The organism is Kitasatospora sp. NPDC087314 (genome assembly GCF_044744365.1).
Classification (GTDB): domain Bacteria; phylum Actinomycetota; class Actinomycetes; order Streptomycetales; family Streptomycetaceae; genus Kitasatospora.
Genome location: NZ_JBIUYE010000001.1, coordinates 703,330 through 717,859 on the forward strand (window position 1 = coordinate 703,330; position 14,530 = coordinate 717,859).

The window sequence follows — 14,530 nt, forward strand, 5'->3', positions numbered from 1 at the left end:
CGGGTGTGATCCGAGGTTCAGGCGGATGGCGGCATGGTGAGGTGCTTGCCCAGCCACTCCATGGCCGGGGGGATCTCCCGGGTCCAGGTGTGGAAGTTGTGGCCGCCGGTGTCCAGGGTGATGGTGGACAGCTTGGTGGGGGCCTTGAAGGCCTTGACCATGGCCTGGGTCTCGCCGTAGTTGTCCTCGTCGGAGCTGGTGGTGAGCAGCAGGGAGACGGGGGCGGCGGGCTGGTTCTTCAGCCGCCACAGCAGGTCGTTCTCCTGCTTCAGCCGGTCGTCGCCGCCGAACAGGTCGCCGGTGGTCTCGTCGTGGGCCGCGTTGTAGTAGCCGGAGAGGGCGGCCGCCGCGGGGTAGGAGTCGGGCTTGCGCAGCGCGAACTTGAGCGCGCAGTAGCCGCCCGTGGAGTTGCCGATCACCGCGCGGTTGGACGGGGCGGAGCCGATCCGGTAGGCGGTGGCCAGGGCCTTGGGCAGGTCGCTGGTGAAGTAGGTCTCCGCCTGGGGGCCGTTCGGGACGTCGACGCACTCGGTGTCCCGGTTGCCGACGAGCGTGGGACGCGTCATCACCAGGATGGTCGGCGGGAGCTTCTTCTGCTCGATCGCGGTGAGGGCGGACGCCGGGTACTGCATCAGCGAGATCAGCTTCTCCGGGGTGCCCGGGTAGCCGGTGAGCACCAGGGCCATCGGGAACTGCTGCTTGGCGTAGGCCGGCTGGAAGTACTGCGGCGGCAGGTAGACGTAGGCCTCGCCGTTCAGGCCGGTGGCGGCTCCTTTGACGGCGACCTTCTGGATCAGCCCCGAGCGCTCGCGGTCCGACCCCTGCGCCGAGTAGAAGCTCTGCTCACCGGTGATGGACAGGGCGGCGTTGGGCGTGTGGTCGACGACCGTGCCGAGCTTGCCGTTGGTGCCGAGCAGGTCGCTCCAGGAGCTGTAGAAGCCGAAGTAGCCGTTCGCGATCAGGCCCATCGCGACCAGCACGGCGACCTGGGTGGCGAGGAAGGCGCCGATCCGGCCCGCCCAGGACTTCCAGCCCTTCCCGCCGAAGCGCGGCCAGAGCCACATGGTGGCGGCGAAGACGAGGATCGCGACGGCCGAGGTGACGATCTGGAGGGGGAGTCCGGTGAGACTGAGCACGCCCCGATCGTAGTTGACCTCCCTCGGCGCCCCCGGGCGCCCCCTGCACCCCCCGGTACCTCCTCCTGCGGGGCCGTGTGAATCCGGTTGACCCGGTTGCACGGGCTCGGCACCATGGCGGCGTGCACGTGCACGCTGTGTGTGCGGGACGTCACCGGGGCGGGGTTCATGAAATCCATCACCAGGGCCGGTCTGGCCGTCGGTATCGCGCTGCTGCTCGCGGCCTGCTCCAGCGGCGGCGGAGGCGCCGCGGGCGGGCGGTCCACCGGTGCGGGCGGTGCCCTGCCCGTGCCGGCGCCGACTCCCACGCCGACGCCCACGCCCACACCGACCGCGCCGCCGTACGGCCCGGTGCTCGGCCAGAACATCGACCCGGTCAACGCCGCGCTCGGCCAGGTGGCCGGGGCCAAGACCCTGAGCGACCTCGACGGCGTGCTCGGCGGCATCGCCACCAGCGCGCGGACGGCCGGCCGGGGACTGGGCCTGGCGGACGAGCCGGCCGCGGTCACGACGGTGCGGGCCGAGCTGGTGACGGCGCTCACCTCGCTCGCCACCGACGCGGCGAAGGTCCGCAGCGACATCAAGAGCAAGGGCGTCTGCGCGGTGGGCTCCGCGCAGGCGGAGTTCGGTGCCTCCGCGAGCCTGGCCGCGGTGTCGGCGGCCCTCGCCAAGATGGCGGCGGCCGGCTACCCGACGACCTTCGCCGTCCCGCAGACCCCGAAGCAGCAGTCCCGCGCGCTGGACAACGGCACCCTGGTCCGTGAGGGGCGGCTGCGCGGCGAGGGCGTGTTCAAGGTCGACAACGGCGGCAAGGGGGACGCGGTCGTCTCGCTCGCGCTGAACGGCAAGTCGGTGCACTCGGTGTACGTGGCCAAGGGGCAGAAGGCCAGCATCGAGGGCGTCGAGGACGGCACGTACGAGGTGTACTTCGCCGGCGGGGTGGACTGGGACTCGGACGCGAAGGCGTTCACGCAGAGCTGCCGGTTCACCAAGTTCCAGGACACGCTGGCGTTCGAGACCGGCCGTACCGCGACGTCCTGGTCGATCACCCTCCAGCCGACGGTCGGCGGCAACGCCAAGACCGACGACGTGGACGCGAACTCCTTCCCGCAGCCGTAGGGCTTGTCTCCGCCGCGGCGGGCACGGTCGGCGCCCCGGGGTGCCACCGGGCCCGCCCTTAACGGGCATACCGGGGCGGATGGTTGCCGTCCCGGGGCACAACGGCCGATTGCCGGTGGCGAGTTCGGCCAATACGGTTGACCGCTTGAAGTGACCATGGCACTTTCGTGCGGCGCGGGCCTCGGCGACCAGTCGTACACCCCGCGATCCCCCACAAGGAGAGCCATGTTCAAGAGACTTGCCGCGATGGCCGGCGTCGGTGCCGTCGTCGCGGGCGGGCTGACCCTCGCCGCCGCTCCCGCACACGCCGTCCAGGCCAGCGACCTGACGTCCACCATCGCCCTGAGCAACTGCTCGGCCTCGCTGGTGCGTTACCCCACCTCGGTGGCCGGCGACCGGGCCCTGATGCTCACCAACGGCCACTGCCTGCCGACCATGCCCTCGGCCGGCCAGGTCATCCAGAACGTCAGCGCGAGCCGCAGCGGCACCCTGCTCGACGGCGCCGGCAACAGCCTCGGCACCGTCCAGGCCGACAAGGTGCTCTACGCGACGATGACCGGCACCGACGTCGCGCTCTACCAACTCACCGACACCTACGGCTCGATCACCTCCAAGTACGGCGCCACCGCGCTGACGGTCAACGACGCCCACCCGGCCGACGGCGCCGCGATGTACATACCCTCCTCGTACTGGAAGCAGGTGTGGAACTGCTCCGTCAACGGGTTCGTGCCCACCCTGCGCGAGGACCAGTGGACCTGGCACGACTCGCTGCGCTACAGCTCCGGCTGCAACACCACGCACGGCACCTCCGGCTCGCCGATCATCGACTCCGCCAGCGGGCGGATCATCGGCATCAACAACACCGGTAACGACAACGGTGAGATGTGCACCCTCGACAACCCGTGCGAGGTCGCCGCCGACGGCACCACCACGGCCACCAAGGGCCAGAGCTACGGTGAGGAGACCTACTGGTTCACCACCTGCCTCGGCAACGGCCGGGTCATCGACCTCAACGTGGCCGGCTGCCTGCTCACCAAGCCGGCCGGCAGCGGTGCCGTCTCCGTGAGCAGCCCCGGTGACCAGTCCACCGCGGTCGGTGGCGCCGTGAACCTGCAGATCAACGCCTCCGGCGGCACCGCGCCGCTGTCCTACGCGGCCACCGGCCTGCCCACCGGCCTGGTCATCAACGCCTCCACCGGCGCGATCACCGGCACCGCCACCACCGCGGGCAGCTACCCGGTGACCGTCACGGTGAAGGACTCGGCCGGCAAGTCCGGTACCGCGAGCTTCACCTGGACCGTGGCCGGCGGTGGCGGTTCCTGCACGCCGACCCAGCTGCTGGGCAACGCGGGCTTCGAGACCGGCACGGCGGCGCCGTGGACGACCAGCTCCGGCGTGGTGGACAACAGCTCCTCGCAGGCGGCCCACGGCGGTTCGTGGAAGGCCTGGCTGGACGGCTACGGCTCCTCGCACACCGACTCGCTCTCGCAGACGGTGACCATCCCGGCCGGCTGCAAGGCGACGCTGAGCTTCTGGCTGCACGTCGACACCGCCGAGAGCGGCACCACCGCCTACGACAAGCTGGCCGTGTCGGTGAACGGCACCACGCTGAAGACCTACTCCAACGTGGACGCCGCGGCCGGCTACCAGCAGCGCACCTTCGACCTCTCGTCCTACGCGGGCCAGAGCGTCACCGTGAAGTTCACCGGCACCGAGGACTCCTCGCTGCAGACGAGCTTCGTGATCGACGACACCTCCGTCCAGACCAGCTGACACCGGTCGACGGCACGACCTGAGGGCCCGGCAGCGGTGGCTGCCGGGCCCTTGCCGCGCCCGACGGCGGTCTCCCGTGCGGTGGGGGCGACCAGGCCGATCGAGCTGGTGACGGGTCCGTGACGACCTGTGCCGGCCGCCCGGCCCCTCGGCGCGGTCTACCAGGGGTAGGTGCCGCCGCCCGGGTTGAAGAAGGAGCCCGTCGGACCGTCCTGTGACGCGGTGACCTGCCCGGCGATGTTGCGTCCGCCCTGCTCGGCGCTGAGGTGGCCGGCGTGGTCGTTCAGGTCGGTCGCGCAGTAGCCCGGCTCCAGCGCGTTGACCCTGATGCCGGTGTCGCGCAGGACGCGGGCGTAGCCGAGGGTGACGGCGTTGAGCGCGGCCTTCGAGGAGTTGTAGGCGAGCAGGGCCGCGTGCTTCCACAGCGGGGAGTCCGGATCGGCGAGGAAGGAGAAGCTGGCCAGGCCGCTGGAGACGTTGCCGACGTAGCCCGCGGGCGACCTGCGCAGCAGCGGGAGCATGGCGTTGGTGACGGCGACGACGCCGAACACGTTGGTCTCGTACGTCTCGCGCATTGCCTCGACCGGCAGTCGGTCCGGCGTGCGCCTCTGGTCCCGGGTGACGCCCGCGTTGTTGATCAGGGTGTCCAGCCGGCCGTACTCGGCGTCGATCAGCTCCGCCGCGGCGGCGATCGTCGCGGTGTCGGTGTGGGGGCGTGGAACATGTCGACCGGGCGGAGCTGGCCGCCTTCCTGAGGCGCTGGCGCGCGCGGATCCAGCCGGCCGACGTCGGCCTGCCGACCGGCGGGCGGCGCCGCACCCCGGGCCTGCGCCGCCAGGAGGTCGCCCAACTCGCCGGCATGTCCGTGGAGTACTACATCCGCCTCGAACGGGGCCGGGGGCCGAGGCCGTCCCGCCAGATGATCGGGGCGATCAGCCGGGCACTGCGGCTGTCCGACGCCGAGCGCGCCCACCTGCACCACCTCGTCGGCGAGCCGCCCGGCCCGCCGCCCGGCCTCGCCCGCGACGTGCGTCCGGGCGTCCTGCACCTGCTCGACCGGCTCGGCGACACGCCGGCGATGGTCTGCAGCGCCGCCCGCGACGTGCTCGCCTGGAACGCCATGGCGGCCGCGTTGCTCGGGGACTTCTCGACGCTGCCGCCCGGCGAACGCAACACGATCCGGCAGTTCTTCACCGACCCCGGGGCCCGTGCCCGGTACCACCCCGCCGACGTCGAGCAGATCGCCCTCCGGGCCGTCGCCGACCTGCGGGTCGCGGCGGCCCGCTACCCCGCCGACAGCGGGGTGCGGGGCCTGGTCGACCGGCTGTCCGCCGTGAGCGCCGAGTTCCGGGAACTGTGGGCGCGGCAGGACGTCGAGGTCCGCCGCTCGACCCACAAGCGCATCCGCCACCCCGTGGTGGGCCCGCTCGACCTCGACTGCGAGGCGCTGCACGACCCGCACAGCGACCAGTGGATCATCTTCTACACCGCGGCGCCCGGCACGCCCTCGCACGAGGCGCTGCGGCTGCTGAAGATGGTGGGCAGCCAGGACCTCGCCGTCCGGGAGTAAGACCGACCGTTTTTCGGTTGCGGGGCCGTCGCCGCGCTGGCAGGGTCGGGTGCCGCCGGGCGCGGCGCGGTTCGTGGCGTTCCCGGCCTGACCGGCCGACACCCGAGCCGGTACACGAGAGGGTGGGCAGGGCATGGCAGCGGGCAGGATGCACGCCGACGAGCTGGACATCGACGACGCGCTGGTGCGGCGGCTGATCGCCGGGCAGTTCCCGCAATGGGCCGGCCTCCCGGTGGAGTCGGTCGACTCGGCCGGCACCAGCAACGCGATGTACCGCCTGGGCGGGGACCTGGTGGTGCGCCTTCCCCGCATCGCGGGGGTGGCGGACGACATCGCCAAGGAGCACGCCTGGCTGCCGCACCTGGCCCCGGCGCTGCCCGTCGCCGTTCCGGTGCCGCTGGGCGTGGGAGGGCCGGTCGGCGGCTACCCGTGGCCGTGGTCCGTCCTCGGCTGGCTGGAGGGCGCGAACCCGGTGGTCGGCCGGATCGCCGAACCCGGTCTCCTGGCAGGCGACTTGGCCGCATTCGTACGAGCCCTGCGGCGGGTGGACCCGGCGGGCGGTCCCGCCTCCTTCCGCAGCGAGCCGCTGGGGGAGCGGGACGGCGCGACCAGGGCCGCGATCGCGGGGCTGCGCGGAGTCGTCGACACCGAGGCGGTGACGGCCGCCTGGGGCGCCGCCCTGCGGGCCCCCGGGCACTGCGGCCCGGCGGTCTGGATCCACTCGGACCTCCAGCCGGGCAACCTGCTGGTGTCCGAGGGCGGGCGGCTGAGCGCCGTCATCGACTTCGGCTGCGTGGGCCTGGGCGATCCGGCCGTGGACCTGATCCCGGCCTGGTACGTGCTGCCGGCGTCGGCCCGGGGCGCCTTCCGGGCGGCGGTGGGCGCCGACGACGCGGCCTGGGCGCGCGGGCGGGGCTGGGCGCTGTCGGTCGCGCTGCGGGAGCTGGACTACTACCGGGAGACCAACCCGGTCATGGCGGGCATCGCCCGGCACGTGATCGGGGAAGTGCTGGCGGAGGGCTGAGCGTCGGCCCGCCGTCGGTGCCCGCCCCGGTCCCGGTCCCGGTCCCGGCAGGTTTTACCGAACGGTCGACCAGCGGGCGGTCCGGCTCGGGTAGCGTCCGGGCCGTCCACTGATCGCGATGCGCGGACGCCTGCCCACCCGGGCCGGGCGGGCCGCCGGGAGGCATGCCATGAGCCTGGTCGACGTGTACGAGACGGCCGCCGAACTGCCCGACGCCTGGCGTTCCCTGGTGGTGGGGCGGGTCGGGACGGCGGCGGTGAAGGTGCTGCGGATGGACGGGCGGGCGCTGGAGCCGGAGGCGCACGGGACGGCGGAGGCGCTGTTCGTGGTCGAAGGCCTCCTCGAACTTCTCCTGGACGGGCAGGAGTTGACCGTCCGCCCGGGTCAACTCTGCCGGATCCCGGCAGGCGTGCGGCATGCCGTACGGGCGGGCAGCCGGGGCACGTTGCTGATCGTGGAGGTGCCGGAGGCGGGGTGATGGACGCGATCACCCCGGGGGAGTACCGCGAACGTCGCCTCGGCCCGCCCGGTGCTCAGCGGCTCCGGGCGAGGCCCTCCGCGAGGGGGCCGAACAGCAGGCCCCAGTTCCCGGGCAGGGCGCCGATGGCGGAGCCGAGGTAGCCGCGGACGACCGTCCACTCGTCGGGGCGGCCGAGCGGCCCCTCGGCCAGGACGGCCTCCAGGCAGTCGTCGACGCTGTCCGCGAAGTCGTCATCGTCGGGCCCGGCGAAACCCAGGCGCTCGCAGGCCTGTTGGAGGTCGGCCGGCAGGCCGGTGTCCTCGTCGAGGTCGGTGACCGCGTCGAGGAGGTAGAGCAGGTGGCTGTCCGGGTCCGGCAGCTCGGTGCGCAGGCCCTCGGTGGTGAACTCCCGCTCGGAGTCGCGGTCGACCAGCGCGGAGCCGTCGACCGCCTCGGCGACCAGGGCCGCCCAGTAGGCCGGATCGTGCGGGCCGTCGCTCTGGCGCAGGTGCTCGGCGGCGAAGGCGGCCATCGCGTCCGGGTCGTCGACGAGGGGTGAGACGACCAGATCGCTGCGGTGGTCGAAGCCGAAGAAGTAGCGGCGACCGTCGAGCGTGAGCGACTCGATGGCCGCGACGTGGCCGACCCGTCCGGGCAACGGCTCGTGCTGGTTGGCGAATTCCGGTTTCATGGGGACGACCGTAGCGGCGGCCACCGACACCGGTACTGCACCCGGCCGGGCTCCCGTGGACGACCGCCCCCATCGGGGAACCCGCGGCGGCGTGGGCCCGGCAGGACCGGCCGGGCGGGCCCCGGTTCCGCCACCCCGGCAGGCTGACCCGGCGTCGGACGGCTCGGTCCGGCCCTGGCGCGCTACGCGGACAGGGCGGCGTCGATCGCGGCCTCGGCGTGCAGCCGGGTGGTGGGGAAGACGGGGACGGGGCTGTCCTCGGGGCGGACGAGCAGTTCGATCTCGGTGCAGCCGAGGATGATCCCCTCCGCGCCCGCCGTGACCAGGTCGTCGATCACCCGGCGGTAGGCCGCCCGGGATTCCTCGCGGACGACCCCGAGGCACAGCTCCTGGTAGATCACCCGGTGCACCAGGGCGCGGCCGTCGGGGCCCGGGACGAGGACGTCGAGGTCGTGGGCGGCCAGGCGGGCCCGGTAGAAGTCCTGTTCCATGGTGAAGGCCGTGCCGAGCAGCCCGACCCGGCGCAGCCCGGCCGCCCGGACGGCGCGTGCGGTGGCGTCGGCGAGGTGCAGCAGGGGGGTGGAGACCGCTGCCGCGACCTGGTCGGCGACCTTGTGCATGGTGTTGGTGCAGATCAGCAGCAGTTCGGCGCCCGCCGCCTCCAGCGACCGTGCCGCGTCGGCCAGGAGCTCGCCGGCCTCGGTCCAGCGGCCCTCGGACTGGAGCTGTTCGACGGCGGCGAAGTCGACCGAGTACAGCACGAGTGGGGCGGAGTGCAGGCCGCCGAGGCGGTCGCGGGTGAGCTCGTTGAGGAGGCGGTAGTACTCGGCGGTGGATTCCCAGCTCATGCCGCCGATCAGGCCGAGGGTCTTCATGGCGCTATTTATAAAGCAATGGAAGAAAGGAAATCAAAGGTATAAGGAACACTTTTAGGCGATCTCAGCCGTCGCGCGGGACGCGGTGCCGCCACTCCCTGGCGAACACCACCGAGCCGGCCTCCAGCGCGCGCAGTTGCACGAGGCTGAGGAAGTGTCCGGCCTCGCAGCGGAGTTGGGTTCGGGTCTGGACGGTGACGTCCCAGCCGGCGTCGGGGCGTTCGAGGCGGACGGTGTGGTCGGTGCGGGCCTGGGCGCTGAGCGGGGCGTCGGTGAGGACGCGGTAGGCGGTGACGGTGTGCTCGTCGCGGACCAGGCCGTCGGGGTGGGTGCGGGTGCCGTCGGTGGCGGGGGAGAGTTCGGTGCGCCATTCGTGGCGGCCGATGTCGTGGACGGTGACGTGTTCGGGCCGGGCGGTGAGCGGGTCGGTGAGGTGGATGTCGAGCGGCTCGGGCAGGGCCGGGGCCGCGAAGGCGACGGGGGCCGCGCCGGCGCCGGCCGCGAGGTGGCGGGCGGGCAGGCCGAGGGCGGAGCGGGACGGGTCGAGGGCGTAGCCGGCGGCGCCCGGGGCGGGCCACACCCACGGCCAGTAGACGGAGGAGAGGGCGAGCCGCAGCCGGTGTCCGGCCGGGACGGTGGCGGCGCAGGCGGCGAGCTCGACGACCGCGTCGGGGCCGGTGGCGACCAGGACGCCCCGGGTGAGCAGCGCGGAGGTGCCGTCCGGGCCGACGGCGCAGAGCCGGGCGGTGATCTGGGCGGGCCGGCCGTCGTCGCGCAGTCGCAGCCGCACGGTCGGGATGCCGAGCAGTTCGACCGGCTCGGGCAGCGGGTGGGAGTCGAAGCAGACCGAGCGCCCGTCCTCCTCCCGCTGGTCGGGCGGCTGGTCGGCGGGGCGGCCGAGCGGGACGTACGCACCGGCGTTGAGGCCGGTGTGCTGCGGGGAGCGGACGAGGACGTAGCGGTCGTCGGAGGCCGTGCCGGCGGTGCGCAGCGGGCCGTCGAGGCCGTAGTGGATCTCCCGGACGCCGGGGGAGGGCCAGGCCTCCTCGCCGGTCCAGCGGGTGCTGATCCAGCTGCGCAGGGCGGGTTCGGCGAGGGCGCCGGTGTCGATGTCGCGCAGCCAGTGGTCCCACCAGCGCAGGGTCTCGGGGAGGGTGTCCTCGGGCAGGCCGTGCGGCCAGGGGCCGAGCAGGGCGCGGGCGGTGGGGGAGCTGGCGAGCAGGCGCAGCACGAAGGAGCAGGACGGGTCGCCCCAGCCGGCGACGGCGAAGGTGGGGGCGGGTACGGGGACGGTGGCCTCGTCGGCGCTGAGCCAGGCGTCGACGGGCGGGTCCAGGGACTTCAGGCGGGCCAGCCAGCCGGCCCGCCAGGCGTCGCCGACGTGTCGGGGGTCGGGCGGCAGCGCGGCGTCGGCGATCAGCGCGGTGAGCCGGGTGTGCAGGCCGGCGGCGAGGAGGGCGCCGCCGAGGCGGTGGCCGCCTTCGGGGCAGGCGGTGACCACGGCGCCGACGGTGTCGGGGGCGCGGGCCGCGAGCAGCAGGGCGGTGGTGCCGGCGGCGCCGACGCCGAGCAGGCCGACCCGGCCGCTGCTCCAGGGGCGGTCGGCGAGCCAGTCGAGGACGGCGACGCCGTCGGCGAGTTCCTGGTCGCCGCCGGGTTCGCCGGGCAGGCCGTCGGAATTGCCGTGGCCGCGGGTGTCCACCCGGACGGCGGCGTAGCCGTGGCCGGCGTACCAGGGATGGCGGCGGGCGTCCTCGGCGGCGGTCCGGTCGGTGAACCGGCCGGAGGAGTACTCCAGGACGGCGGGGACGGGTTCGTCGTCGACCGGGCGCCACAGCCGGGCGGCCAACCGCGTGCCGTCGGGCAGCGGGATGCGGACGTCCTCGCGGGTGGTGTGGAAGGGGTAGGACGGCATGGCCGCTCCCATCGGATCCCGGGCCGGTGAGCGCCGGCGGGCCCGCGGCGCGTACGGGAAGCGCGCCGCGGGCGTCGACATCTCGACCCTAGGGGAGGAACCGCCTGATTTCCTGACGAAGGGCGTGCACTCCCGGTGAGGGGCGTGCGTTCCCGGCGGGGGGCGCGCGCGGTGGCTACGCCTTGGAGAGCCAGGCGGTGGCGTTGAGGGCGAGGGCGGCGTTGGTGCCGGCGGGGTCGTCCCAGCCGTTGTAGACCTTCTTCCCGGCCTCGCCGGTGCCGTCGTCGATGGCGGAGCTGTCGCCCCAGATGGCGACCCGGCCGCTGCCGTAGGTGCTGGTGGCGAAGAACGCGCCGGTGCTGCCGCTGTAGCCGGTGCGGTAGACGAGGCCCTTGACGGTGGGGTTGTCGGCGGGCTTGAGGGTGAAGGTGGTGCCGTTGCGCAGGATGGAGCCGGTGACGGTGCCGAACGTGCCGTGCAGGACGGGGTCGGCGGGGGCGTTGACGGCGCGCGGGTTGTCGGTGGTGATGTTGAGCAGGTCGACGGAGAAGCCGAAGGGGTCCTTGGTGTCGACCCCGTTGGAGGTCATCAGGTCGTTGATGATCGCGGGGGAGTCCCAGCCGTCGTTGTTGCGGTCGCTGTTGGTGTGGTCGGAGACCAGGAAGAGCCCGCCCCCGTTCTGGACGAACTTCATGATCGCGGTCTTCTCGCCCGCGCTGAGCCGGATGTTGGGCTCGGGCAGGACGAAGGTGTCGAAGTTGGCGAGGTCGAGGGCGGCGCCGGTGCCGTAGCTGATGGTGGAGCCGGCCGGGAGGGTCTTGAGGCTGTACTGGCCGGTCTTCTGGAGGGCGACGCCCCAGGCGGACAGCGCGCCGGTCCAGCTCTTCTCGGTGGTGGGGTTGGGGTTCTGGGCGAGCGGGTCGGGCTGGCTGGTGCTGATGATCCAGTCGGCGTTGCCGGCGGTCTCGGCCTTGCTGTTGTCGAACAGCACGCGGTGCCCGGCGGTGGCGGCCTTGGTCGCCGCGGGCCGGGCGGTGGCGGTGGGGGCGGCGGCGGTGAGGCCGGCCGTGAGCAGGGCGGTGCCGGCGAGTGCGGCGACGGTTCGGATACTGATCGTCATGTGCCGTTCCTCCGTGGGGGGTTGAGGCTTTCGGCGCCCGAGTTTTCGCGCGTAGAACGGGAGTATCCGCGCGTAGAGCGGCGACCGGAAGGCTTCCGGGGTTACCAGGATTTGTACGGTCCATGACGAACGGGGGCGGGTGGTGAAGCCCTCGCCGGGGCGCGGTGAAACCCCTGCCGGAGGAGGCGGTGAAACCCCCCGCCGGGAGGAGCGCGGCCGCCGTCACGCGCCCCCTCCTGCGCCCGCCCGCCTCCGTTCGCCGCCGTCCGGCATTTGCACATGACTTGCAACTACTTCCCCGAGGGGGGAAAGATGGCCCAGCTTCGCCCGGACCACCCGAAAGGACCACAGGATGTCCAGCCCCGCCGCAGGTGCCTCGCCCGTCAGATGGCGTGACCGGCTCACCCGGGAGGAGTGGATGCGCCTGGCCGGGATGGGCGGCTTCATCCTCGCGCTGCACGTGGTCGGCTGGTTCACCCTGCTCGCGCTGGTCGCGCCCGAGCACTACACGGTCGGCGGCCAGGTGTTCGGCGCGGGCATGGGCCTGACCGCCTACACCCTCGGGATGCGGCACGCCTTCGACGCGGACCACATCGCCGCGATCGACAACACCACCCGCAAGCTGATGGGTCAGGGCAAGCGGCCGCTGTCGGTCGGCTTCTGGTTCTCGCTCGGGCACTCCTCGATCGTCTTCGGCCTCTGCGCGCTGCTCGCCTTCGGCATCCGCTCGCTGGCCGGGCAGGTGGAGTCCGACGACTCGACCCTGCACCAGGCCACCGGCCTGATCGGCACCGCCGTCTCCGGGACGTTCCTGCTGCTCCTCGGCCTGATCAACCTGGGCGCCTTCAACGGCATCCTCAAGGTGTTCCGCCGGATGCGCGTGGGCGAGTACGACGAGGCCGAGCTGGAGCGCCAGTTGGAGCGGCGCGGGCTGATGAACCGCATCCTCGGCCGGGTGACCAGGACCGTCACCAAGCCCTGGCACATGTACCCGGTGGGCCTGCTGTTCGGCCTCGGCTTCGACACCGCCACCGAGGTGTCCCTGCTGGTGCTGGCCGGCGGCGCGGCGGCGTTCTCGCTGCCCTGGTACGCGCTGCTCACACTGCCGATCCTGTTCGCGGCCGGGATGAGCCTGCTGGACACCATCGACGGCTCGTTCATGAACTTCGCCTACGAGTGGGCCTTCTCCAAGCCGGTCCGCAAGATCTACTACAACCTGACCGTCACCGGCCTGTCGGTGCTGGTCGCGCTGGTGATCGGCCTGATCGAGCTGATCGGCCTGCTCGGCGAGAAGCTGGACATCACCAGCGGCCCGATCGCCTGGGTCGGCGGGCTGGACCTCAACTTCGTCGGCTATGCGATCGTCGGCCTGTTCGTGCTGACCTGGGTGGCGGCGATCGCCTACTGGAAGTTCGGCAGGGTCGAGGAGAAGTGGTCGGCCGGCCTGGCCGCCGCGTCCGCCGCCGCGTCCGCCAAGTCCGACTGACGCCACTGCGGGCGAAACCGCGAGGGCGGAACCGCGAGGGCGGAACCGAGGGGGCGGCGACCGGGGTCTGGTCGCCGCCCCCTCGGGGCTTTCGGGCGGGGCCCGACGTCGACGCGGGTGCGGAGCCGGCGCCTACCGCAGGGCGGCGAGCACCGCGTCCGCCATCACCTGCTCGCCGGTCGCGTTCGGGTGGAACGGCACGGCGGGCGAGCCGGGCAGCGCGCCCTCGATCCAGCGGTCGTCCGAGCACACGTCGTGCCCGACGGTGGGCGTCGCGGTGTCGACGTACGTCGCGCCGCCCGCCGCCGCGGTGGCCTTGAGCGCGGCGTTCAGCTTGTCCAGCACACCGTGCATGTACTCCACGTCGCCCGGCGTCACCGGCTGGCGCAGGACACACTTCGCGCCGTCGGCGGGCAGCACGGACGGGTAGCCGACCAGCAGCACCCGGGCCTGCGGCGCCTTGGCGTGGATGCGCCGCAGCGTGTCGGCGATCTGCGGCGCGATGGTGGTGGTGATCCGCTCCGCCAGGTCGTCGTTGCCGTACTGCCAGGACCAGCTGTTCCAGTCCCAGTAGCCGTGGTGGTAGACGTCCTTGCAGGGCGTCCCGAGCGGGTTGACGACCGCGCCGGCGATGCAGGTGGCGACGAGCTCGCCGAGGCCGAGGTCACTGGCCGCGAGGTCGTTGCCGCCGATCCCGAGGGTGACCAGGTCGGTGTCGGGGGTCACGGCGTCCAGCTGCGGGTCGTTGACCTTGATGAAGGCGTCGTACTGCGGCTGCGTCATGGCCTTGACCTTGGCGGCGGCGCAGGTGACGTCGGTGTACGCGCCGGCCTTGAGGGCGGCGGCGACCAGGTGGCCGTAGTTGCGGTCGGAGCGCAGGCAGAGGCCGGCCGACTGGCCGGGCACGCCCGCGCCGGCGGCGTAGGAGTCGCCGAGCGCCACGAGGTGTCGCGGCGCCGGGACGGCGGCCTGGGCGCTGGTGGAGGTGAGCGCGAGGGCGGCGCCGAGCGCGACGGCGGTGAGCGCGGTGGTGTTGCGCACGCGCCGGGGTTTCCGGGCAGGGCGGAGCACGATTCCTCCTGGGGGAGAGAAACGACGGGTGGGGGTCGTGCCGGCCGCGGCTACTCGCAGGTAAGTTACTGCCAGGTTTCGTGGACGTCCATGCCGAGCGCGGAAATTTCCGAAATTCCGCCAGGTGGTATTTCGCATTTCGCTCCACCGTGCGTCGACGGCATTTCCGAAACGGCATGGAGCGGAATTGCCGCGGTCGGTTGTTACCCGCTGGTTGACCGGACGTCACCGCAGGCCGCAGTATCGGGCGCACAGCGACGGCGCCCACCCCCGCGCGTCGTCCCGCCCGC

Annotated in this window: 11 protein-coding genes and 3 pseudogenes; 7 read left to right on the forward strand and 7 right to left on the reverse strand. The window is 72.9% G+C overall.

The window, feature by feature from the left end; translation table 11 throughout:
- Positions 1 to 17 precede the first annotated feature (17 nt).
- The gene (locus tag ACIO5E_RS03210; protein WP_400663015.1) at positions 18 to 1,136 is read right to left on the reverse strand and encodes an alpha/beta hydrolase; all 1,119 of its coding nucleotides are present in this window, start codon (positions 1,134 to 1,136) and stop codon (positions 18 to 20) included.
- Positions 1,137 to 1,304: 168 nt separating this feature from the next.
- On the opposite strand from ACIO5E_RS03210, the gene ACIO5E_RS03215 reads away from it, so the two are divergent.
- From ACIO5E_RS03215 to ACIO5E_RS03225, 3 genes and pseudogenes are all read left to right on the forward strand, one after another.
- Positions 1,305 to 2,255, forward strand: a complete 951-nt coding sequence (locus ACIO5E_RS03215; protein ID WP_400663017.1) for a hypothetical protein — start codon at positions 1,305 to 1,307, stop codon at positions 2,253 to 2,255.
- Positions 2,256 to 2,501: 246 nt separating this feature from the next.
- Positions 2,502 to 3,098, forward strand: a pseudogene (locus ACIO5E_RS03220) (trypsin-like peptidase domain-containing protein); the annotation flags it as partial.
- Between the two features lie 213 nt (positions 3,099 to 3,311).
- Positions 3,312 to 4,028 (forward strand): annotated as a pseudogene (locus tag ACIO5E_RS03225) (putative Ig domain-containing protein); the annotation flags it as partial.
- Positions 4,029 to 4,186: 158 nt separating this feature from the next.
- On the opposite strand, the pseudogene ACIO5E_RS03230 reads toward ACIO5E_RS03225, so the two are convergent.
- Positions 4,187 to 4,723: pseudogene (locus ACIO5E_RS03230) on the reverse strand (SDR family NAD(P)-dependent oxidoreductase); the annotation flags it as partial.
- A 20-nt stretch (positions 4,724 to 4,743) separates the two neighbouring features.
- On the opposite strand from ACIO5E_RS03230, the gene ACIO5E_RS03235 reads away from it, so the two are divergent.
- The 3 genes from ACIO5E_RS03235 (at position 4,744) to ACIO5E_RS03245 (ending at position 7,100) form a co-directional block, all read left to right on the forward strand.
- Positions 4,744 to 5,598, forward strand: a complete 855-nt coding sequence (locus ACIO5E_RS03235; RefSeq protein WP_400663020.1) for a helix-turn-helix transcriptional regulator — start codon at positions 4,744 to 4,746, stop codon at positions 5,596 to 5,598.
- Between the two features lie 133 nt (positions 5,599 to 5,731).
- Positions 5,732 to 6,622, forward strand: coding sequence for an aminoglycoside phosphotransferase family protein (locus ACIO5E_RS03240; protein WP_400663023.1), 891 nt, complete (start codon positions 5,732 to 5,734; stop codon positions 6,620 to 6,622).
- Between the two features lie 118 nt (positions 6,623 to 6,740).
- Complete coding sequence (locus tag ACIO5E_RS03245) at positions 6,741 to 7,100, forward strand: cupin domain-containing protein (protein ID WP_400663025.1); 360 nt, start codon at positions 6,741 to 6,743, stop codon at positions 7,098 to 7,100.
- Positions 7,101 to 7,155: 55 nt separating this feature from the next.
- On the opposite strand, the gene ACIO5E_RS03250 is transcribed toward ACIO5E_RS03245, so the two are convergent.
- The 4 genes from ACIO5E_RS03250 to ACIO5E_RS03265 form a co-directional block, all read right to left on the reverse strand.
- Positions 7,156 to 7,773, reverse strand: coding sequence for a hypothetical protein (locus ACIO5E_RS03250; protein ID WP_400663028.1), 618 nt, complete (start codon positions 7,771 to 7,773; stop codon positions 7,156 to 7,158).
- 182 nt (positions 7,774 to 7,955) lie between these two features.
- Positions 7,956 to 8,648, reverse strand: coding sequence for an aspartate/glutamate racemase family protein (locus tag ACIO5E_RS03255; RefSeq protein ID WP_400663031.1), 693 nt, complete (start codon positions 8,646 to 8,648; stop codon positions 7,956 to 7,958).
- A gap of 64 nt (positions 8,649 to 8,712) precedes the next feature.
- Positions 8,713 to 10,563 carry a CocE/NonD family hydrolase gene (locus ACIO5E_RS03260; protein ID WP_400663034.1) on the reverse strand — a complete coding sequence of 617 codons (1,851 nt, stop codon included), beginning with the start codon at positions 10,561 to 10,563 and terminating at the stop codon, positions 8,713 to 8,715.
- A 175-nt stretch (positions 10,564 to 10,738) separates the two neighbouring features.
- The gene (locus ACIO5E_RS03265; protein ID WP_400334445.1) at positions 10,739 to 11,683 is read right to left on the reverse strand and encodes a hydrolase; all 945 of its coding nucleotides are present in this window, start codon (positions 11,681 to 11,683) and stop codon (positions 10,739 to 10,741) included.
- A gap of 352 nt (positions 11,684 to 12,035) precedes the next feature.
- On the opposite strand from ACIO5E_RS03265, the gene ACIO5E_RS03270 reads away from it, so the two are divergent.
- Entirely contained in the window at positions 12,036 to 13,169 is a 1,134-nt protein-coding gene (locus ACIO5E_RS03270) for a HoxN/HupN/NixA family nickel/cobalt transporter (protein WP_400663037.1), read from the forward strand.
- Positions 13,170 to 13,301: 132 nt separating this feature from the next.
- Here ACIO5E_RS03270 and ACIO5E_RS03275 read toward each other — a convergent pair whose 3' ends face one another.
- A complete protein-coding gene (locus ACIO5E_RS03275; RefSeq protein WP_400663040.1) occupies positions 13,302 to 14,210 on the reverse strand; it encodes an SGNH/GDSL hydrolase family protein in 909 nt (302 codons plus the stop codon).
- Positions 14,211 to 14,530 lie beyond the last annotated feature (320 nt).